The sequence below is a fragment of the Bacteroidota bacterium genome (genome assembly GCA_030706745.1).
In the GTDB taxonomy this organism is placed as follows: domain Bacteria; phylum Bacteroidota; class Ignavibacteria; order Palsa-1295; family Palsa-1295; genus PALSA-1295.
This window is the reverse complement of record JAUZNX010000018.1, coordinates 22,354-44,942: the sequence shown is the minus strand read 5'-3', so window position 1 is coordinate 44,942 and position 22,589 is coordinate 22,354. Positions and strand designations below refer to the sequence as shown.

The window sequence follows — 22,589 nt, the reverse complement described above, 5'->3', positions numbered from 1 at the left end:
ACGTAAAGCTAAACAATCATCTTTGGGCGAGATTGGGACCGGCAGCCTTACACTCGGATCGTCGGGTAACAGCGGGTCAAATGGCCACAGTCCGAATGAAAAGGTACGTACGGAGCAGATCGATACGATGGCGGCCCGCCGATTACTTTCTACATTGGTTGCAGTCCGGAAGGGTGATTTCGCTTCGCGGTTCAATGTGGATGAGACGCTGGCCGTATCGGATCCGCTGACGTACCGGATCGCACAGGAGCTCAATGAGATCATCGAAATGAACCAGAGTCTGGTTCGCGAACTCGAGCGAACGAGTGCGGCTGTGGGCAAAGAAGGTAAGATTACCCAGCGGGCGGCGCTTCCGAATGCGGCTGGCGCATGGGCGGTCGCCGTCGAGGGCGTGAATACTCTTATTAGCGATCTGGCACAGCCACTGACGGAGGTTGCTCGCGTCATCGGTAGTGTGGCCAAGGGAGATCTATCGCAAACAATGACGCTGGAAATTGAAGGTCGGCCGCTCAAGGGTGAGTTTCTTCGGACGGGCAAGGTGGTCAATACGATGGTCGAGCAGCTTGCCTCGTTCGCATCGGAGGTGACCCGTGTGGCCCGCGAAGTAGGTACAGAAGGGAAACTTGGTGGACAAGCCGTTGTCAAGGGCGTTTCGGGAACGTGGAAAGACCTCACGGACAATGTGAACTTCATGGCCTCGAACCTGACAGGTCAAGTGCGTAACATTGCTGAGGTGACGACAGCAGTGGCGAATGGAGACCTCTCGAAGAAGATTACGGTGGATGTAAAAGGCGAAATTCTGGAGCTGAAGAATACGATCAATACGATGGTCGACCAGCTTTCGAGCTTTGCATCGGAAGTAACTCGTGTAGCCCGCGAAGTAGGTACGGAAGGGAAACTTGGTGGTCAGGCGCAGGTTAAGGGTGTCTCGGGCACATGGAAGGATTTGACAGACAATGTGAATTTCATGGCCTCGAACCTGACGGCGCAAGTCCGTAATATTGCGGAGGTTACGACGGCCGTTGCGACCGGTGATTTGTCCAAGAAGATCACGGTGGATGTGAAAGGTGAGATCCTGGAGCTGAAGAATACGATCAACACGATGGTTGATCAGCTTAACTCGTTTGCTTCGGAAGTAACTCGTGTGGCCCGTGAAGTAGGTACCGAAGGAAAGCTCGGCGGACAGGCCATTGTGAAGGGCGTTTCGGGTACATGGAAAGACCTTACCGATAATGTGAATTTCATGGCCTCGAACCTTACAGGCCAGGTGCGTAACATCGCGGAAGTTACAACGGCGGTAGCCAATGGTGATCTTTCTAAAAAAATCACAGTCGATGTAAAAGGGGAAATCCTGGAGCTGAAGAATACGATCAATACGATGGTCGATCAGCTTTCGAGTTTCGCTGCTGAGGTAACTCGTGTCGCCCGTGAAGTCGGTACGGAAGGAAAACTGGGCGGACAAGCCGATGTAAAAGGGGTTGCGGGCGTCTGGAAGGACCTTACGGATAATGTAAATTTCATGGCCTCGAATCTTACGGGGCAGGTGCGTAATATTGCCGAAGTTACGACGGCGGTCGCTAATGGCGATCTGTCGAAGAAGATTACGGTAGATGTTAAAGGTGAGATTTTGGAGTTGAAAAATACGATCAACACAATGGTCGATCAGCTTTCATCGTTTGCTGCCGAAGTGACTCGTGTTGCCCGAGAAGTGGGCACGGAAGGAAAGCTTGGCGGTCAAGCGGAAGTGAAAGGCGTCGCTGGTACGTGGAAGGACCTCACCGACAATGTGAACTTCATGGCTGCGAACCTGACATCTCAGGTGCGTAATATTGCGGAGGTTACCACAGCGGTCGCCAATGGTGATTTGTCGAAGAAAATCACGGTAGATGTTCGAGGCGAAATCTTAGAGCTGAAGAACACGGTCAATACGATGGTGGACCAGCTTAACTCGTTCGCGGCAGAGGTTACGCGTGTGGCTCGTGAAGTCGGTACGGAAGGCAAGCTTGGCGGTCAGGCCGAAGTGAAAGGCGTCGCCGGTACATGGAAAGACCTTACGGACAATGTGAATTTCATGGCCTCGAACCTCACCGGTCAGGTGCGTAATATCGCCGATGTCACGACGGCTGTGGCGAATGGTGATCTTTCGAAGAAAATCACTGTCGATGTAAAAGGTGAAATTCTCGAGTTGAAGAATACGATCAACACGATGGTCGATCGGCTCGGATCGTTTGCCTCCGAAGTAACCCGTGTGGCCCGCGAGGTAGGAACCGATGGCAAATTGGGCGGTCAGGCCGAAGTCCGTGGTGTGGCGGGTGTGTGGAAGGATTTGACAGACAATGTAAACTCGATGGCCGGTAACCTGACGGCTCAGGTGCGAAACATTGCAGAAGTTACCACGGCTGTGGCGACAGGAGATTTGTCCAAGAAGATCACGGTGGACGTGAAAGGCGAAATTTTGGAGCTGAAGAACACGATCAACACGATGGTCGATCAGCTCTCGTCATTCGCGGCTGAGGTAACGCGCGTCGCCCGAGAAGTCGGTACAGAAGGAAAGCTCGGCGGCCAGGCGCAAGTAAAAGGTGTCTCGGGTACCTGGAAGGACTTGACGGACAATGTGAATTTCATGGCCTCGAACCTTACGGCACAGGTGCGAAATATCGCAAATGTGACAACGGCTGTGGCGAATGGAGATTTGTCGAAGAAAATCACGGTCGACGTAAAGGGCGAGATCCTCGAGTTGAAGAATACGATCAATACGATGGTCGATCAACTTAACTCATTCGCATCGGAGGTAACCCGTGTGGCGCGCGAAGTAGGTACCGAAGGAAAACTTGGCGGCCAGGCGGATGTAAAAGGTGTTTCTGGAACGTGGAAGGATTTGACCGATAATGTAAATTTCATGGCCTCGAACCTCACGGGCCAAGTGCGAAATATCGCAAACGTTACGACTGCCGTGGCCAATGGTGATTTGTCCAAGAAGATCACGGTAGATGTAAAGGGCGAGATCCTGGAGCTAAAGAACACAATCAATACGATGGTGGACCAGCTCAATTCGTTCGCATCGGAAGTAACCCGTGTGGCCCGCGAAGTAGGCACCGAAGGTAAGTTGGGTGGTCAGGCAGAAGTGCGAGGTGTTGCCGGAGTCTGGAAGGACCTGACCGACAATGTAAACTTCATGGCGGCAAATCTCACGACGCAAGTGCGCGGAATTGCGCGAGTCGTTACCGCGGTCGCCAATGGAAATCTGAAGCGCAAACTTGCTGTGGAGGCCATGGGTGAAATCGCCGAACTTGCCGATACGATTAACGCCATGATCGATACACTCGCGACGTTTGCCGATCAGGTTACGACAGTTGCGCGCGAGGTCGGTATCGAAGGAAAACTCGGTGGACAGGCGAATGTGCCGGGGGCCGCCGGAACGTGGAGAGATTTGACTGATAATGTAAACCGTCTCGCGGCTAACCTGACAACGCAGGTGCGCGCCATGGCCGAAGTTGCTACGGCTGTGACCAAGGGCGATCTCTCCCGAATGATCACGGTCGAAGCGGCGGGTGAAGTTGCGTATCTCAAGGACAATGTAAACGAGATGATCCGCAACCTCAAGGATACTACTCGAAAGAATACCGAACAGGATTGGCTCAAAACGAATCTTGCAAGATTCACTCGACTATTGCAGGGGCAAAAGGACTTATGGACGGTTTCGCGCGTGATCCTGAGCGAACTGGCACCACTCGTCAATATGCAGCACGGTGTGTTTTATATTTCAGAGTCGACAGGTGATCAGCCGGTCATGAAGCTGCTTGCGAGCTATGCCTATAAAGAGCGAAAGAATTTATCGAATCAGTTCAAACTTGGAGAAGGGTTGGTGGGGCAGTGCGCGTTGGAGAAAGAACGCATTGTCATCAACGGAATCCCAAGCGAATATATCAAAATCAATTCTGGCCTTGGTGAGTCGGCTCCGCTGAATATTGTGGTGTTGCCGGTACTCTTTGAAGGCCAGGTGAAGGCCGTTATTGAACTGGCAAGCTTCCATGCGTTCAACGAGATCCATCTTGCATTCCTCGATCAATTGACGGAGTCGATCGGAATCGTTTTGAATACAATCGAAGCGAACATGCGGACGGAAGCACTGCTGGCGCAATCGCAATCGCTGACGCAGGAACTGCAATCCCAGCAGCAAGAGCTGACAGAGACAAATCGCCGTCTCGAACAGCAGGCAAAGTCACTTCAAGCTTCAGAAGAGCTGCTCAAAAAGCAGCAAGAAGAACTCCAGCAGACGAACGACGAACTTCAGGACAAGGCGCGTTTGCTGGGCGAACAAAAGACCGAAGTGGAGCGCAAGAATCGCGAAATCGAACTGGCGCGTCGAGCACTCGAAGAAAAGGCCGAACAGTTGGTGCTGACTTCGAAATACAAGAGCGAATTCCTGGCGAATATGTCGCATGAATTGCGGACTCCGCTGAATTCGATGCTGATCCTCTCGAAGATGCTCTCAGAGAATCCGGAGCACAATCTAACGGACAAGCAGATCGAATTCGCTGAAACAATTCATTCTTCCGGAGCCGATTTGCTTGCACTTATTAATGAGATCCTCGACCTGTCAAAGATCGAGTCTGGCACGGTGGCGGTGGATGTCGGGCAGGTCCAACTGAGCGAAGTTGAAGAGGACATGCACCGGACGTTCGAAAGTGTGGCCCAGGAGAAAGGACTCACGTTCGATCTCATGCGGGCCTCGGATGTGCCGGAAGAAATGATGACAGATGAGAAACGCCTGAAGCAGGTCCTGAAGAACCTGCTTTCGAACGCGTTCAAGTTCACTCATACCGGCGGTGTGAAGCTTGAGATCCGGCGCGCCCCAGATGACATGTTCTTCGGCAACGAACTGCTGAACAAAGCTTCAGCCGTGGTCGGGCTTTCTGTCATCGATACTGGCATTGGAATTCCGGCCGAGAAGCACCGTGTCATTTTTGAATCATTCCAACAGGCAGATGGTACGACGAGCCGCGAATATGGCGGCACGGGTCTCGGGCTCTCGATCAGCCGGGAGATCGCTCGGTTACTCGGCGGCGAGATTCAGCTTTCGAGTGAGCCAGGAAAGGGGAGCAAGTTTACCCTTTATCTACCGGAGAACTACGTGCCGACCACGATGGGGACGCACGAGAATGAAAACGGGAATTCAAGCGAATTTTCGGCTGGGAGCATAGAGAGAATTTCCATGCCGACCGAGCGCAATGGATTTCGAGCGAAGAACTCAATTGCCGCCTGGGAAGAACTTGCTACCAGTTCTGGCTCTAATGAAATGACTGCAACGAGTGCGGATCCCGAAGAGATCGAAGATGATCGAGATCAAATTGAACCGGGTGACAGCTTGCTGCTGGTGATCGAAGATGATCCAAAATTCGCGGCGATCTTACTCGACATGGCTCACGATAAGCAGTTTAAGGTCATTCACGCCAGCCGGGGTGAGACGGGGTTGGCCTATGCCAAACGCTACAAGCCGGATGCGATCACGCTCGACATTCTGCTGCCGGGCATTCATGGGCTTGCCGTGCTCGATCGTCTCAAGCACGACCCGGCAACACGACATATTCCGGTACACATTGTTTCGGTCGTCGACAGACTTCCACGACGCAAGCGAATGGGGGCTATTACCCATTTGCAGAAGCCGGTTTCTCCGGATGATGTAAATGAATCGCTGGAACGGATGCGCCAGTTCATCTCGCGGCCGGTCAAGCGATTGCTAGTCGCCGAGAGCGACGAGAACGACCGGAAATCCATTGCAGACATGATCGATGGAGGGCAGGACGTTGAACTGGTTTCGATCGGCACCGGACGTGAAGCACTCGAACGAGTGAAATCAGAACAGTTCGATTGCATGGTCGTAGATATGACTTTGCCGGATATGTCAGGCTTCGAAGTGATTGAAAACATCCGAAAGGACTCCCGGCTTGCCGATTTACCGATCGTGGTATATACCGGTCGAGAGTTGACGAAAAAGGAGAGTTCGCAACTGAATAAGCTTGCGGAATCCATCATCGTCAAGGACATGAACTCTGTCGACAAATTGCTTGATGAGACGGCGCTCTTTCTGCATCGAGCGCATGCGAACCTTCCGGAGGAAAAACGGCGACGAATCGATAATCTTCATACCAACGATGTGTTATTGGCTGGCAAACGGGTACTGATCGTCGACGACGATATTCGCAATATCTTTGCGATCACCAGCTTTCTCGAACGACACAATATGAAAGTCAGCTATGCGGAAAGCGGTCAGGAAGCACTCGACAAGCTGAATCAGAGTCCGGAGTTCGATGTCATCCTAATGGATATCATGATGCCGGGAATGGATGGTTACGAGGCAATGCGGCAAATCCGCCGGAATAAACGGTTGAAATCGATGCCAGTTATTGCGGTAACAGCTAAGGCCATGCGCGGGGATCGCGAGAAATGCATCGAAGCCGGAGCCTCGGATTATATTACAAAGCCGGTTGATGTCGATCAGCTATTGTCTCTATTGCGTGTATGGCTCTTCAAATAAAATACATGCATTCGGATGATCTTGGGCTAGACAAGAGCAATAGCCCTTCATCTGTGGCATCATGGTTGCCACATATTTACCGAATGCGCCATACACGATAAGAAACACACATGCCCGAAACGGATCAACCCGGCCAGCTCATCTATGGCGCACCGAATCCGCCGATACGGATTTTGCTGGTGGACGATCGGCCGGAAAACCTATTGGTCCTCGAAGCATCCCTTCGTGCCGGGCCTGAATTGCATGGGCCGCTCGAATTAGTGCGTGCCATGAGTGGCCCTGAGGCACTTCGGGCGGTACTCCAGTATGATTTTGCTGTGATCCTGCTCGATGTCCAGATGCCGGGTATGGACGGTTTCGAGACTGCTTCGCTGATTCGGTCAAAGCCGGGACGCGAGCATACTCCCATTATTTTCCTGACGGCGGTCAGCACAAGCGATAATAACGTCTTTCGCGGCTATTCGCTGGGGGCCGTTGATTATCTATTCAAACCATTCGAGCCGGAAATACTGCGCGCCAAAATCGCGGTTTTTGTCGATCTGCACCGAAAGACGCTCGAGATCGAGAGGATGGCATCAGAGGTCCGGGAGCGGGCAAAGCTTCTGCGAGAGACCAACGAAGAATTGGCAAAGACCAATAAAGTGCTTGGGGCACTATATCATGAGTTAGAAGCCAAGACCGAAGAGATGCGGCGTCTCAATGAGAATCTCGAGCTTCGAGTGATCGAGCGAACCAGAGAATTGCGTCAAATGAACGATGCCTTGCGGGTCGCGAAAGAAAGCGCAGAAATGGCGAGTCAGGCCAAGGACCAGTTCCTGGCGGTACTCAGCCATGAGTTGCGAACGCCCCTCACCCCGGCGCTTGCGATCGTTCAGATGTTCATGGAAGATCCCACGCTGCCAGCCGATGCGAAGGGATGGGTTGCTACGATTGGGCGCAACATTGAACTCGAGGCACGCCTGATTGATGATCTGTTGGATCTTACGCGGATCTCCAAAGGCAAACTCCCGCTTCATCTTGAACTCACGGATGCGCACCGGGCCATCGAGGAAACCGCAGCAATGTGCATGGATGGAATTCATGCGAAAAACCTTGAACTGATGCTTTCTCTCGAAGCATCCAACGCGCAGGTGGATGCCGACCCGGCGCGACTAAAACAGGTGCTCTGGAATCTCATCAAGAATGCCATCAAATTCACGCCCGAAGGTGGCAACATTGAAATCCGGACCGAGAGCACTCCGGATGGCGGATTTCGGTGTAACGTAACAGATACCGGCATCGGCATTCCACCCTCTTACATCGATCGCGTCTTTAATGCCTTCGACCAGGGTGATAACAGCATCACGCGGCGATTCGGTGGGCTTGGACTTGGACTCGCAATCAGCAAGGCGCTCGTCGAGCAGCATGGTGGCAAAATCACGGTCGCCAGTGCAGGAAATGAAAAGGGTACTACCTTCACACTCGAATTTCCACCGGTCACGGGGGAGTCACGTCCAACACGAAGCATAGGACGCACGTCCGAATTGCCATCTGCAGTGCATGAGAATTCTCCGCAACTCAAGGTCTTATTAGTCGAAGACAACGAAGACACCAGTCGCGCCTTGCAGGTACTTCTGGAGCGTGCCGGGTATCGAGTGCTGGCGGCACATTCCGCACAGGCGGCGCTCGAGATTGCCAAGACGTATCCGTGCGAGATTCTGATCAGCGATATTAGTCTGCCCGATGGCAATGGCATTGAACTTTTCACCCAGTTAAGCGCGCTTCGTCCGACCCGTGGAATCGCGATGAGCGGCTTTGGGATGCCGGAGGATATCCGTCGTTCGCTTCAGGCAGGATTCCATGCGCACCTGGTCAAACCTGTGAGTTTTCGTGATTTGCGCTCTGCTCTGGACCATCTGATGATGGAAGCGTAGGTCATGCCGCGATTTTGTTTTTTGAATTTCATATTCATAATCACTGCCGTTTCTGAGCCAATTTAGCCATTTGCCTCGATTTCATTCATGAATGAATTCTCTCTTTTGAGTTGTCATTTAATGAATGCCTAGCTCACACCCGCGATTCGAAATGCCTTATCTTTCAATGAGCAATTGGTGCCTGTCAACGACCCTGCAGGCATTTCCGCTAACAACGCCGTGTTCCTTCAGTTCCCAGGGGGCAGTGTCCGTCGCTGAGATTCGTCCGTCCTAAAATGACGCAACTGGCCGATAATGAGACACGCCAAGCGAAGAATTCTTCAAAGATATAATGGGAGCGAGAGCCAAATTGCTTGTACCGTCACTGGCAATGTGTTACTTTTGTGCAGGAATATTGGCGAGGTATCTCCGGTCCTCGATTCATTCGGGACTGGATGTGCCAAAACAATATTCCGCGGCTGATTTCATTTCGCCGGGTCTCCCGTTCCCTGACTCGTTCCGAGGCACTCGCACCGAGACACTCCTTCCGAGCCACCGCTCCCCGAGAACTTCTCCGATTTGATAAAAAATGGGACGAGCAATTGCGTTGCTCGTCCCAAGAATACTCTAAGCCGCTCACGATCCTCGTTTACTGGCTCACGTGAAGCTTCGAGCGTAGGCTTTAAGTCCGCGTGAGTCCAGTTAGTTTCTGAAAACTAACCAAGACATCACATGGGACATTCTAAGACCAAACTCGTTGCAGCCATGCTGCTACTTAGTATCCTTGCGGTCAGAGGGATTCATGCCCAGCCGGGGCATCCTTCGATCGCCACGACACCACGCACGCTCTCGTATCAGGGCGTCTTGCGTCCAACGGATGTGAACGGAAAGGAGGCGGCTCCCATTATAGGAGACAGGTTACTTACAATCTCGCTCTATGCCGATGAAAACGGCACGGCGAGACTTTGGCAACGAACCATGATGGTCACGGTCGGTCCGGATGGTGTCTTTAGCGTCCAGCTTGGGACGCCGGACAATCCATTGCCCGAAACCCAGGCGCTCGACCGCCCACTTTGGCTCGGCGTAGCTATTGATGGCGGTACTGAAATGAGGCCACTGGCGCAAGTCACGGCGTCCGCTTATGCGTTGAACGTCGCCGATAATGCGGTTACCACAGCGAAACTTGCCGATGGCGCGGTTACGGCCGCAAAGCTGGCGACTGATTATATTGCCGGGATCAACGTGGATGGCTACCGGCTCACCGGACATGGGAGCATCCTCAATCTCCATTCGGCGGATGATCTCTCGCTCAGATACGACTCGGCAACATCGAGCCTCACCATCGGACATCCGCAGGCGAGCTTTATCGGGTACCAACCAGCCGTCTCGCCGAACACAGACGACGGCACCTTCGGACCGAGTAATCCCGCAAGCACGAACTCGGTTGTCGGTGGCACAAATAATGAGGCGTGGGACCGACCACTCGGAGCTCCTGAGACCAATGGTCACGATTTTGTAGGGGGAGGCGCGAACAATAAGGCATGGGGGAATTATGATGCAATTGCTGGCGGCGATACAAACGTGATCATCGGGGATACATCGTTCATTGGCGGTGGACAAGCCAACCACGTAGATGCGAATTTTGGATCAGTTGTCGGAGGTCTGGGTAATCATATCTCGGGAACGGGGCCGCTGGGCTTCATAGGAGGAGGGGACTCGAACAAGGTAACTTCAAACGGCGGCATAGTCGTTGGAGGACATCATAATATTGTTGATGGATGGCCCAATGCGGATGGCGCAATACTTGGCGGAGCGAACAATTTGCTAAATGGCGCATCCGCATCAATCGCCGGTGGCGATTCGAACCATGTCGATGATTCAGCGCCAAACTCCTTCATTGGGGCGGGACATGTGAATACCGCCACGAGGTGGGGACACTCGGGCATCGTCGCGGGAGACTCCAACTATGCTTATGGCTCGAAAGCGTTCATTGGCGCAGGTATGGCCAACCGCAATCTTGGCAACATGGCAGCCATCGCAGCGGGGTATCACGGCTGGATCGATAGCACCGCAACTAACGCATTCATTGGAGCGGGTAACTACGACTCCATCGGACCGACGGGCGGCTCCTCGTTCATTGGAGGAGGCACCCTCAACCGCGTCTACGGCCTGAATGCCGCAGTGGTTGCCGGTACGACGGGAGGGATCAACGGCATCGGCAACGTCGCGTATGCCGACGCATCCGGTATCGTCGCCGGACGCTCGAATGCCACCACTGGAGCCAGCTCGTTCGTCGGTTCTGGCGCGAATGACTCCGTCGCAGCGAATGGTGCTGCGATTATCGCGGGTGAATTCAATACGATTGCCAACGGAAGCATCAACTCACTGATCGCGACTGGATACCAAAACAAGATCGACTCCGCCAGTCCATACTCGGCCATCACGAGCGGATTTAGCAATCGCATCCTTGGTGCCGATGCAACTCACGCGGCAGGCAGCCCGGCAGCATTCATCGGAGCGGGTAATGCGAATTCGATCGCGCAGGGAAGCGATAACAGCTTTATTGGAGCAGGAACTACGAACTCTCTCTCGCAGGGAAGTTATAATTCTAGTATCGTTTCCGGTGAGCAGAATATAATCGCTAGTGGTGACTGTGTAATTGCCGGGGGCGACACGAATAGTATCTTTGTAGGCTCCGAACACTCAGTCATTGCCGGCGGGAGCTCCAATGCTATCTATGAATACAATCCGTATTCGATGATCGGAGGCGGCGGACATAACAGCATAGCATCAGTTTATGCCTCGATCACTGGTGGGAAGAACAACGCTATTGATTATGCATCCGGATACTCGTTCATCGGAGGCGGACAAGATAACTGGATCCAGAATTATTATCGCTTTTCAGCAATTATCGCGGGCCACAATAATACAATCTCTACGATCAACTCGTCTCTGGGGCGCTCGAACTTCATTGGCGCGGGAGAGAACAATATCATAGATGGGGCTGGAGTGGATTTCGCTGCGGATCCGGCCTTCGCTTCAGCAATCGTCGCGGGTGTCTTTGATACAATCGATGAAGCGTACTCCTTTATCGGGGCAGGCCAAAATAATCGAAGTGAGGACGATGGCGATTTCATTGGCGCTGGGGACAGCAATAGGCTCATTGGCGGTAGCGAAAATGCGATCGTGGCTGGTCGGGGAAACTCGGCGAACCTGAGTCTCACGACCGCCCTTGCCAATGGGCTCGGCTCTGCCTTCATAGGCGCGGGCGATAGCAACGTGATTAACTCCACGGGCGTAATGGCTGCGATCCCCGCGGGGGACCACCTCACGGCCCAAAGCTATGCGCAAACCGTCATTGGCGCTTACAACGTACCGGCCGGTAGCGTTGCATATCAATCGCGGCTCGACTACGCCCACGGCGGCACGGCTATGGATGCACCAATTTTCGCTATCGGAAATGGTTCGGCTGTCGGTGGCACGTCCAATGCCGGCGAATGGTCGTATGACGGGCACTCCGTCGTGTTCGATCAGAACGACAATTCCCACGTCGTTCTCGGGACTCCAGGAAGATACCCAATCTACGGCGCTACCTACAACGATAATACGATCCTTGCGTGGGGTGATGTCAGCGCGGGTGGCCTCGTAAACGACGATTTCGGTGTAGCATACGTCACGAACCCGTCGGCGGGCGTCTATGTCGTGCGGCCGAGTACGCAGCTTCCAGATGCTCGCGGGCTACAGCAGTTCGCTCATGGATCTGTTACGGTCACAATCAATGACGACGCCGATTCCACCGTTGCGGTGGGGACATGCGGCTACGCGACAGCCTCACACCTTATCTCCGCAGCACCATATACGATGTTCATCGTGCGGACCTACTCGGGGAGCGGTTCGGCCCATATTTGCACGGATGCCGATTTGCCATTCTTCTTCAAGGTCTGCGCAAGACCGTAAGAATCGATTAACTATTTCATCATGTCGAAGAGAGAGTTCAATCGGTTCTTAAGAGTCGATGGCAATTTACTTAACAGCGCCCAGCTCCTCACGAAGAGGGGCTGGATGCCTTTCGCTTTTGTATTGATGCAATTCGTGCAATTCGTCTTTCCACGCAACTGTGATGGGCAGTGGAAGAAGCTCCTCGATGGAGGCGATTTTGGCGCCATTTACTTTCTAAACAATCAAGGCCATCCCGAAATCGGTTTCGCCGCATCCGCCTTCTATACATGGACCCAGCCGATCTTATATAAGACGACAGACGGAGGTACAACGTGGAAGGGGCTTTACAACGGTGATCTCGGCACGACCGCCCAACAATTTGACATTCGGGACATCGTATTCAAGGATAGCCTTATAGGATGGCTTGCGGATGGCTACGGGATATTCAAAACGACCAACGGTGGTGATAAGTGGCAGAGAATCGGCAACGGAAATCTGCCCGATCCTTTTCTGTGTGGATCCGTTGCGTTCGACAGCAGTAGTGGTGGGCTGTTCACAAATGCCCACGGCACGCAATACCAATTCACGTCCTGGGACGAGGGTACGACATGGACACACGTCATGGACGATTATCATGCAGGCTATGAGTTCGCCAATGGAAATTTAGGAGTAGCGACGTCCCAATATGCGGGTTTTGCGCCTGGGACGACTCATTGGTCGCGCACGACGGACGGCGGACATAACTGGCGTTCGATTGCTATGGACAGCGAGTGCTGGCAGCCACTTGCGGTCAAAGGCACCGGCACACAGTTCGCTATCACGGACCTTAGTGCAGCGGTTTTTGTGAGCGACGACGCATGGGACACTTGGAGAGAGGTCCCATTTCCTCAAAAGGAGGCCACACCCGATGCGTTTCACGTAATGAGTACCGGCTGTATTCGCGGGGATTTTTGCCATCTTTTCGTCCAAATAAAGAAGGGCTGCTATCTTTCCACTGACCAGGGCAACACGTGGCGATATACTGGAGGTCCGGTCAGTCAGCCACTGATCTTCGGACGCAGGTCTTGGGTGAACGGCAGCAAGATATTTATGGCATCGACGGACTCAACGGGCCTGAATTTTCCGCCTTTCACTTATCATCTTTGGATGCTCAATCTCGATTCGCTCGAAGTGGCGAATGTGCAGCTATCAGTGAATGGTGTGCGCATTCGTGGCGGGGACACGGTGCGGTTGGATGCCGGGTTGTCTCAGCTTGTGCCGGGCTATGATACTATCTCGTTTCGGATGCGCTATGATACAATGTCGTCGGAGCTTGTGCAAATTCAGTCTTCACCTAATTGGCTGCTATTCGATTCCAGTAGTTCGGAGGGTTACTTGCGGCTTGTCTTCAAGCGCAGAGACAGCACGATGGACGGCCACATCGCGCAGCTATTTTTTCGCACACTCGTGTCCGAAAACACCTCAGCACAATTTGTATTAGACAGCATCCACTTCATCGGCCCACCCACCCGCGCCGGCTGCGCCACACTCGCGCTCGGCGGCGGAGATTCCGTTACAATTGCAATCCAAGGCTGCGGCGACAACACCTTGCGGCAGCTCATGGCGGATTCGATTCTGTTCCGCATCGTGAGCGTCGTACCGAATCCCGCGCAGAGTGAGGTCGCCGTAACTTTTGCTGGCGAAGCGGGTTCTTCTATCGAGTACCGGCTCTATGATGCACTCGGCACCGAGCGTCTTCGCGGCGAATGCTCGAACGACCTGGCACTCGATGTTGCACCGCTCCCATCTGGCATCTACTATCTCCGGTGTTCATCCAATGGCAATGCACAAACCCGCACGCTCTCTATCGAGCGATAGTTGCCTAATGGAATTTCCGCATTGTCATTTTACGGGCATTTTTTAAGTTTGTAGTAACTTATAAGAGATGGCGTGTCACATCGCGTCTTTGAATTGCACTCCAAATGCAATCGCGCTCATGCGCTCACGCAGAGTCTTTATGTAACACCACAATTGAAAGGAGATTAAGCCATGGGAATTACCAATGGCGCTCATATCAGAAATCTTGCCCTCGTCGGTCATGCCGGCTCGGGGAAGACGACGCTGGCTGAGGGCATTGCATTCGCCGCGGGGCTGACAAACCGCCGCGGCACGATACTAGAAGGAAGCACGCTCTCGGATTATCACCCCGATGAGATTGCTCGAAAGCATTCCATAAATACCTCCCTCATCTCCCTGACCTCCGGTTCCTCCCCAAACGACACCAAACTCAATCTATTAGACTCGCCGGGTTATGCCGATTTCGTCGGTGAAGTCCGCGCAGCACTGCATGTGGCCGACACCGCTCTGATGGTCGTCGATGCCCAGCATGGAGTCGAGGCCGGCACGGCAACCATATGGCAATTTTGCGCGCACGATCAGAATTCCGTTATCTTCATCGCCAATAAACTCGATCACATCGAGAGCCATTTTGACGATACTGTCGCGCAATTGAAAAGCCGCTTCGGGCATGAAGTAGCCGTTGCCCAATTTCCACTGGACCCGGGTGAAGGCTTTAGCACAATTATCGATATCGTCAAGATGAAGGCGCTGAAGTTCGCCGCCGATGGCACATATACCGAATCGGCAATCCCTGCCTCGGTGCAAGCTCGCGCCGACGAACTGCATCGTGAGTTGGTCGAGATCGTCGCAGAGAGCGACGACGCGCTGATGGAAGAGTTTTTTGCGAACGATGGAAAGTTGGAGGAGTCACATCTATCACAGGGGCTGAAGGCGTCACTCGCGCATCGCAGACTCTTTCCGGTTCTTTGTGCATCTGCGGAAAAAAATATCGGCACGCGGCGCGTGCTGGATTTTATTATAGCAAATGCCCCGGCACCAGAGGAGCACATTGCTGATGTTCATGGCGTCAATCCGGATACGAAAAAGGAGGTAAGCCTCAATACGGCTCCTAAAGATGCGACCACGCTCTTTGTATTCAAGACGGTCAGCGAGACTCACCTCGGCGATCTCTCGTTCTTCCGTGTGTTTCATGGCGAGTTACATCCGGGTACCGATCTCGTTAACGAGTCGAACGGTAAGACCGAGCGCATCGCGCAATTGTTTGTGATGAGTGGTAAGAACCGCAAGGAAATGACCTCGGTCCCGTGTGGCGATATTGCTGCAGCCGTTAAGCTGAAAGATACGCATACCAATAATACGCTATCATCGAAGAGTTTCCCGGTCGTGCTCACGCCGATCGACTTTCCCGCGCCGGTCATCACGAGCGCGGTGCAGGCAAAGAATAAGGGGGACGAGGAGAAAGTCGCGCTGGGCATGCACACGCTGCACGAGGAAGATCCGACGTTCATCGTTCGTTTGGACCCCGAACTTCATCAAATGCTGATCGAAGGGCAGGGCGAACTCCATTTGGATATTGCTGTCAAGCGACTCCGCGAACGCTACAAAGTGGATGTCGAGATCGTCGAGCCTCGGATTCCGTTTCGTGAAACGATCAAGTCTCCGGCGGATACGCGCTATCGTCACAAAAAGCAATCAGGCGGGGCCGGACAATTCGGCGAGGTTGCGATCAAGCTTCAGCCACGCAAGCGAGGCGAAGGATACGAGTTTATCGATGCGATTGTCGGCGGAGTAATTTCCGGCAAACATATTCCGGCAGTCGATAAGGGCATTCACGAATTTCTCAAAACAGGTCCGCTGGCCGGGTATCCGGTCGTCGATCTTGCCGTGACGCTCTATGATGGTAAAGAACATCCAGTCGATTCGAATGAGAATGCATTCAAAACTGCTGGCAAGATGGCGTTCAAAGAGGCGTTCTTGTCCGCCAGGCCGGTTCTGCTCGAGCCAATTTGCGATGTGGAAGTGGCCGTGCCGGGCGATCACATGGGCGACGTGATGGGTGACATTTCTTCGCGTCGTGGCAAGATCATTGGCATGGACTCCACCGACGGATTAGAGGTTATTCGAGCACAGGTGCCGCTGGCTGAACTCTATCATTATTCAACGCGGCTTCGCTCACTAACGCAGGGCCGGGCGCAGCACAAGCAATCCTTTAGCCATTACGAGGAAGCTCCGCGTGATGTTGCCGAGAAGATTGTTGCCGAAGCCGCCAAGCATCATGTGGCGGAAGTGGAGTAGAGGGATATCGACTCAATGGGATTCCATGCGAGGCATGGGTCCCATTGGTCTCATGCGGGAGATCGAGACAATCAATGAATCATCGCATGAAGTGATTCTGCCCTGCAAAGATCACACGTGATCATTCCACCTATCAAACTTTGCCTTCTTTGGCATCAGCACCAGCCCTACTACCGGGCTGGAGCGCGCTTTCTCATGCCGTGGGCGTGGCTTCATGCGACCAAGGATTACCTGGAGATGGCGCAACATCTCGAGCGGCATCCAAAGATGCGGGCCACCATCAATCTCGTTCCCTCGCTCCTGAAACAGATCGAAGAATATCTGAGCGGTGAGGCATTCGATCCGGTCATTGATTTGATGACGAAGCCGGCCAGCGCACTCTCGCCCGCTGAGCGAACAGAGATGATTGACAATTTCTTTTTGGCAAATCAGTCTACGCTGATCGACCGCTCCGCACGCTATCGTGAACTCTACGATCTTGCGCAGTCTGCGCCAGCGAAGTTTGTCGAGCAGGACTTTCGCGATCTCGCCGTCCACTATTCGTTGGCGTGGACCGGTGAAATGGCGCGTCAATCAGAGCCATATGCAAGCCTTGTCGCCAAGGACCGTGTCTATAGTGAAGATGATAAGCAAGCGCTGATGGCGGCACAGATCGAAAATGTGCGGCGTATTATCCCGCTTCATCAAACGCTGAGTGATGGCGGGGCTGTCGAACTCACGACCACGCCGTTCTACCATCCGATACTTCCGCTGCTCATTGACACCGATATTGCCCGTGAGCCCCAGCCGCACGTTTCGCTACCGCACCAACGATTCGAAGCTCCCGAGGAAGCGGAACTGCAATTAAGACGGGCTCGCGAGTTCTTTGCGTCGCGCTTTGGTGCTGCTCCGCGTGGCGTCTGGCCCAGCGAAGGAAGCATTTCCGATGCTGCCCTCACGTTGATTCGAAAAAGCGGATTTCAGTGGGCGGCGAGTGATGAAGCTGTTCTGGCACAATCGCTGGGGGCAGAATCATTTCGAATTGGCGCGATCGAGGTTGACCCGAAGCACGCAAAGTTCTTCCCATGGCGAGTATCTACGCCGAGCGGTTCCATCTCACTGTTTTTTCGCGATCGCGGGCTTTCCGATGATATTGGCTTTAATTACCAGTCGTGGAATGCCACGGATGCCGCGCAGGATTTTGCGCAAAAGATTACCGAGATCCGCTCGACGCTCGTTGCATCCTATGGCATGGAGATTCTTCGGACGGCCTGCATCCCCGTCATACTCGACGGCGAGAATTGCTGGGAGTATTATCAAAATAACGGCTATGAATTTCTGGACGAGCTGTACTCGGTGCTCTCCACGCATGCCTGGATTCAGCCGATGACCTTCAGCGGGGCCCTTCGGGAAGCTGGTGCGTCAAATCTACCGCTTCTGGATCATGTTGTTGCGGGATCGTGGATCAATGCGAATTTTCGCATTTGGATCGGACATCCTGAGGATAACCTAGCCTGGGATCTATTGAGTGCAGCGAGGGAAGCATACGACGATGCCAAGCGTCGGGTGGTGCATCTGAAGGGTTCGGCCAAACAGCTTGCAGTGGCCAATCTCGAGCGCGCACACGAGGAACTGCTGATTGCCGAAGGTAGTGATTGGTGCTGGTGGTATGGCGATGAGCATCACAGCCCGCAAAAGAATATTTTCGATGAGCTGTTTCGGACCCATTTAAGGTCGGTCTATGCGCATCTCGATCTGATGGTGCCGGAGTCCCTGTTTCTTCCGATCCCAGTTCAGGTGGATGAGATTGGAGCGCCGGAGCCAACGGAACATCCAGACGATCATTCTCCAGCGATGTCGCGGAGCAATGGATGAAACGCAGTCATTGCTTAGTGATTACCGCGCTCACATTCTGGGCGCTTTCGCTCGCGGTGCCATTATTCGGGTATCCGATCACTAAAGTCGTTTTTCGAGGCAACGATCGCCTTCCCGCCGCCCGACTGACCGCTGCAATTGCCGAACTCCCCGAGAACCCACTGAAGCTCGATTTTACCGGTCGATCGGAGTTGTTACTCGCAGCGCAACAGATCGAAGAGCGAATTTTGCGGCTCTATATGCATGAAGGATACTTCCATGCTGGTATCGATTCGTTTCAAGTCGCTCTTGCGAATCCGGCGGATTCCGGACAGGGATACCAACTCATATTTCTGATAACGGAAGGATTCGAGTATCGCGTCCGCTCAGTGGCATTCACGGGAGTCACCCTGCTGCCTACGAGTGCGTTGCTCGCTTCGATGTCGACTGTTGCCGGTTCGCGGCTCGATAATGCGGTGCTGAAATCGGATATCGATGGCATTCTCACGATGTATGAAGCGCGTGGCTATCCCTTGGCGCACGTGCAGATCGCGTCGGTAACACCATCGTTTGATTCCGCCACTCGTATGGGCACGCTGGACATTAAACTTGCGGTTACTGAGGGCCCGCGAGCCAGGATAGGAAAGATCGTAATTACGGGAAATGAGACAACCGATCCGCAAGTGATTGTGCGAGAATTACGATTGACACCCGGGAGTTACTATAATTCGGTGGCGCTCGCATCGTCGCGAGCTCGAGTCGAGCGGCTGGGGTTTTTCGAATCCATTTCGGAGCCGGAGTTGTACCTGACTGGGGATTCCACTGTCGCCGTTGTGCTTCATGTAAAGGAAGCGAGCACGAGCGCCATTGATGGTGTGCTTGGCTATACGCCGCCGCGGAACACGACAGAATCCGGCTTTATCAGCGGTCTTGCGGATCTGAGCTTCCGGAATATCTCTGGCACAGGTCGGAGCGCATCTCTCACCTATGATCATCGAACGCAGCAATCGCAAACCCTCGAAATCCATTACCTCGAACCGTGGCTGTTTGGATATCCATTAAATGTGCAGTTCGGGTTTCTCCAGCGGCAGCAGGATTCGACCTTCACGCGGACCGAAGGTCGTGGCGATCTCATTCTTGCCTTTACACCAGATATTGGACTCATTGGTCAGCTTTCCATTGAACGAGTCATTCCGAACGATCAGCCAGACTTGCCATTCACAACGTATGACAGTCGGACGATCACGACTGGACTTTCGGCGTCGATCGATACGCGGGACAATGGGATTGCTCCCAGATCCGGAGTGTCTGGACTTCTTGGAGCGAGTTATGGTCTTAAATCGATTTACGGTCCGGCGAGCACCCTCGACTCTGCAACGCCCACGGTGGCCGGAATTCGTACAATCTTGCTGGATGCGAGCGGCTATCAAGCGATGTTTTCCTCGACCATCGTCGGCGCAATCGGCTTGCACGCTCGAAGTGTCTCCGCTCAGGGAGCGGCGCTGGATGCGGGCAATCTGTTCCGAATCGGTGGGTTATTCACGATACGAGGTTACCGAGAGGAAGAACTACTCGCCTCCCGGTATGCCTATGCGAACACTGAATTGCGATTCATGACCGGCCGATTATCGTTCTTCGATGTCTTCTGCGATGGCGGATTAACGGCGAAAGACTCGACGAATGCCGCACCGGCGGAACAGGCCCGGTACCTGCTGAGTTACGGCATTGGCGCGCAGGTGGAAAGTCCGCTTGGTGTGCTTGCTGTTTCCATCGGACTTGCGCGCGGGGAGCCGATCGATCAGGCGAAGTTTCATTTCGGACTGGTAAAGCAATTCTAAAGCGTGGAGAACGAAGACGTCATAGCCGTGACCTTTAGGTCACAATCTGATAGCGAAGAGTCTTTTGGCGATGCAGACCGTGACCTAAAGGTCACGGCTATACTGCCACGCTCGCGCAAACCGCTCTCCTGGAAGACCGAACGTGCGCATTGGAAACGCGGCGTCCGCACGATTCTTGGTATTGACGAAGCCGGACGCGGGCCACTCGCGGGTCCAGTGGTTGCCGCCGCAGTGTTCTTCGATTATGACAAGTGCCAGAAATTTCCGAAGACGCTCCGCGACCTGAACGATTCGAAGCAATTGATCGAGGAAGAACGCGAGCGATTCTTCACATTGATTCAAAAGCATGCTCGAGCCTGGGGCATCGGCATCGTTTCACGAGAAGACATCGATCGTCATAATATTCTGCAAGCAACGATGATGGCAATGACGCTTGCAGTCGATGAGGCCGCAAGGAAACTTGCCACGGAAGACACCGTGCCCGAGATGCTGCTGGTCGATGGCAATTATTTTCGGACGACGTTGCCGTATGAGTATCAGACTGTGGTCGATGGCGATGCCAAGTCCCCGCTCATTGCGGCAGCATCGATTCTCGCGAAGGTGACACGGGACCGGATCATGGTCGAGCTCGACCGCGTGTATCCGCAATACAATTTCAAGTCTCACAAAGGCTACAGCACGCCGGAACATATTCGAGCAATCAAAGAGTACGGTCCTTGCCCGGAGCATCGCATGACTTTCAATCCGGAGCGGTACGCGCAAGCGGAACTGGCGTTCGAAGTCCTTCCCGAATTGGTTTAAGCGCATCGACATGACAAATCCCGCAGATGCCCCCGGACCCAAATCACGTAAAACACTCGCTCAGGAAAAGGCGAAAGAAGGAGAGGAGCACGCCTGCAAGCATGTTGCTTCGCTTGGGTATCGGATCGTCAAGCGGAATTTCCGGTTTGGTCAGGTCGGCGAGATAGACATTGTTGCTTACGATGGCGAAGAACTGGTGTTTATCGAGGTCAAGACCCGTTCGGACCACAGCTTTGGCACTCCGGAGGCATCAGTCAATCCACGGAAGCAGGCTCAGCTCAAGCGCGTGGCGAGAAGTTACTACTATGTCAATGCTCTGCAGGACGTTGCTTGCCGATTCGATGTCATTGCGGTCGAGCTGATCAACAGGAAGGTCGAAATCCGCCACCACAAGAATGCCTTCTACTAATAGACCCATGATCGCATTTCAGAATGTGACGGCGCGGCATCCCGATTCGGAACGTCCGGTGCTTCAGGATTTCAATCTTGCCTTGGAGAAGGGGAGCCTCACCGTGCTGCTCGGTGGAAGCGGCAGTGGAAAGAGCACGGTTTGCGCATTGCTGGTGGGCGATTTGCAGCCGGAAGTCGGGAGCATTCTGGTCAATGGTGTTGACATGACATCCGCTCGGGAGCGTGATCGTGCGGAGCATCGCAAGATGCTGGGGATGGTCTCATCTTCTATGCCCCTTCTGGATGACCGGAATATTGGCGAGAACATCGCCTTACCGCTAGAACTGAATGGCGTTAGTCCAAAGCGGCGCGAGATCCGCTTGCGGGATGTTCTCGATCGATTCGAGCTCACCGCTCTGGCGAGCGCACGGCCGCAATCGCTTTCGATGGGCGAACGGCAGCGCGCGGCCATTGGTCGTGCCGTCATCGCCGAGCCATATCTTCTGATTGCGGATGAACCCACTGCGCACCTGGATGTCGTTGCATCGCAGGACATTGCCAATGCTCTGATTCGAGAGGAGCGTCGGGGTATGACGGTTCTCATCACCACCAGCGACGAAGCATTTGCCTCCTGCTTTCCGGATGGAAGAATCCTCCGCCTGGAGCGGATCCAAGGGCATCGAGAATTGCCCTAACTCAGGAGCCGCCACTCCGTACGAAGTGTTTCCATACATCGATTCTAAAATAACACTATGTCGCCCGTAATAAAAGGGAGTTTGGATGGCCACCAATTGCAGATTGGCATTGTCGTGAGCCGCTGGAATGCTGAAGTCACTGATGGATTACTCGCGGGCGCCAGACAGGCGCTGAGCTCCTGCGGAGTGCCGGACGAGCGGATTACGATCGCGGAAGTGCCCGGGGCGTTTGAGATCCCCTTGGCCGCGCAGACACTTGCAGAGCGCGCTTGCGACGCGATTGTCGCACTGGGCTGTGTCATCAAAGGAGAAACCGCTCATTTTGAGTATGTCAGCTCGATTGCGATGCAGGGCATTGCCAAGGTATCGCGGGACTATGAGGTACCCGTAACTTGCGGCATTCTGACCACGTATGACGCGGACCAGGCCATCGCGCGGTCGCGCGATGATGATGATAATAAAGGCGCCGAAGCGGCGTTGGCAGCAGTTGAGACCGCAAATATCCTCAGGGCGCTTCGTTCATAAGAAT

11 protein-coding genes are annotated in these 22,589 nt (G+C 53.7%); all 11 read left to right on the top strand.

Annotation, left to right across the window (positions count from 1 at the left end; translation table 11 throughout):
• The first annotated feature begins 127 nt into the window (after nucleotides 1-127).
• The 11 genes from Q8902_14680 (at nucleotide 128) to ribH (ending at nucleotide 22,585) form a co-directional block, all read left to right on the top strand.
• Nucleotides 128-6,538, top strand: coding sequence for a HAMP domain-containing protein (locus tag Q8902_14680; GenBank protein MDP4200803.1), 6,411 nt, complete (start codon nucleotides 128-130; stop codon nucleotides 6,536-6,538).
• A 110-nt stretch (nucleotides 6,539-6,648) separates the two neighbouring features.
• Nucleotides 6,649-8,451: a response regulator gene (locus tag Q8902_14675; protein MDP4200802.1), complete on the top strand. Its 1,803-nt coding sequence runs from the start codon at nucleotides 6,649-6,651 to the stop codon at nucleotides 8,449-8,451.
• Between the two features lie 711 nt (nucleotides 8,452-9,162).
• Nucleotides 9,163-12,387, top strand: a complete 3,225-nt coding sequence (locus Q8902_14670) for a hypothetical protein (GenBank protein ID MDP4200801.1) — start codon at nucleotides 9,163-9,165, stop codon at nucleotides 12,385-12,387.
• Between the two features lie 21 nt (nucleotides 12,388-12,408).
• Nucleotides 12,409-14,226: a T9SS type A sorting domain-containing protein gene (locus Q8902_14665; protein ID MDP4200800.1), complete on the top strand. Its 1,818-nt coding sequence runs from the start codon at nucleotides 12,409-12,411 to the stop codon at nucleotides 14,224-14,226.
• A 171-nt stretch (nucleotides 14,227-14,397) separates the two neighbouring features.
• A complete protein-coding gene (fusA, locus tag Q8902_14660) occupies nucleotides 14,398-16,503 on the top strand; it encodes an elongation factor G (protein MDP4200799.1) in 2,106 nt (701 codons plus the stop codon).
• A 117-nt stretch (nucleotides 16,504-16,620) separates the two neighbouring features.
• Nucleotides 16,621-18,357 carry a glycoside hydrolase family 57 protein gene (locus Q8902_14655; GenBank protein ID MDP4200798.1) on the top strand — a complete coding sequence of 579 codons (1,737 nt, stop codon included), beginning with the start codon at nucleotides 16,621-16,623 and terminating at the stop codon, nucleotides 18,355-18,357.
• A complete protein-coding gene (locus tag Q8902_14650) occupies nucleotides 18,354-20,174 on the top strand; it encodes a POTRA domain-containing protein (protein MDP4200797.1) in 1,821 nt (606 codons plus the stop codon). The genes Q8902_14655 and Q8902_14650 overlap by 4 nt, the downstream gene beginning before the upstream one ends.
• Before the next feature lie 3 nt (nucleotides 20,175-20,177).
• Nucleotides 20,178-20,975: a ribonuclease HII gene (locus Q8902_14645; GenBank protein ID MDP4200796.1), complete on the top strand. Its 798-nt coding sequence runs from the start codon at nucleotides 20,178-20,180 to the stop codon at nucleotides 20,973-20,975.
• 10 nt (nucleotides 20,976-20,985) lie between these two features.
• A complete protein-coding gene (locus Q8902_14640) occupies nucleotides 20,986-21,384 on the top strand; it encodes a YraN family protein (protein MDP4200795.1) in 399 nt (132 codons plus the stop codon).
• Nucleotides 21,385-21,391: 7 nt separating this feature from the next.
• Nucleotides 21,392-22,060, top strand: coding sequence for an ATP-binding cassette domain-containing protein (locus tag Q8902_14635; protein ID MDP4200794.1), 669 nt, complete (start codon nucleotides 21,392-21,394; stop codon nucleotides 22,058-22,060).
• Nucleotides 22,061-22,117: 57 nt separating this feature from the next.
• On the top strand, nucleotides 22,118-22,585 hold the full coding sequence (gene ribH / locus Q8902_14630) for a 6,7-dimethyl-8-ribityllumazine synthase (protein ID MDP4200793.1): 468 nt from the start codon (nucleotides 22,118-22,120) through the stop codon (nucleotides 22,583-22,585).
• The last annotated feature ends 4 nt before the right edge of the window (nucleotides 22,586-22,589 follow it).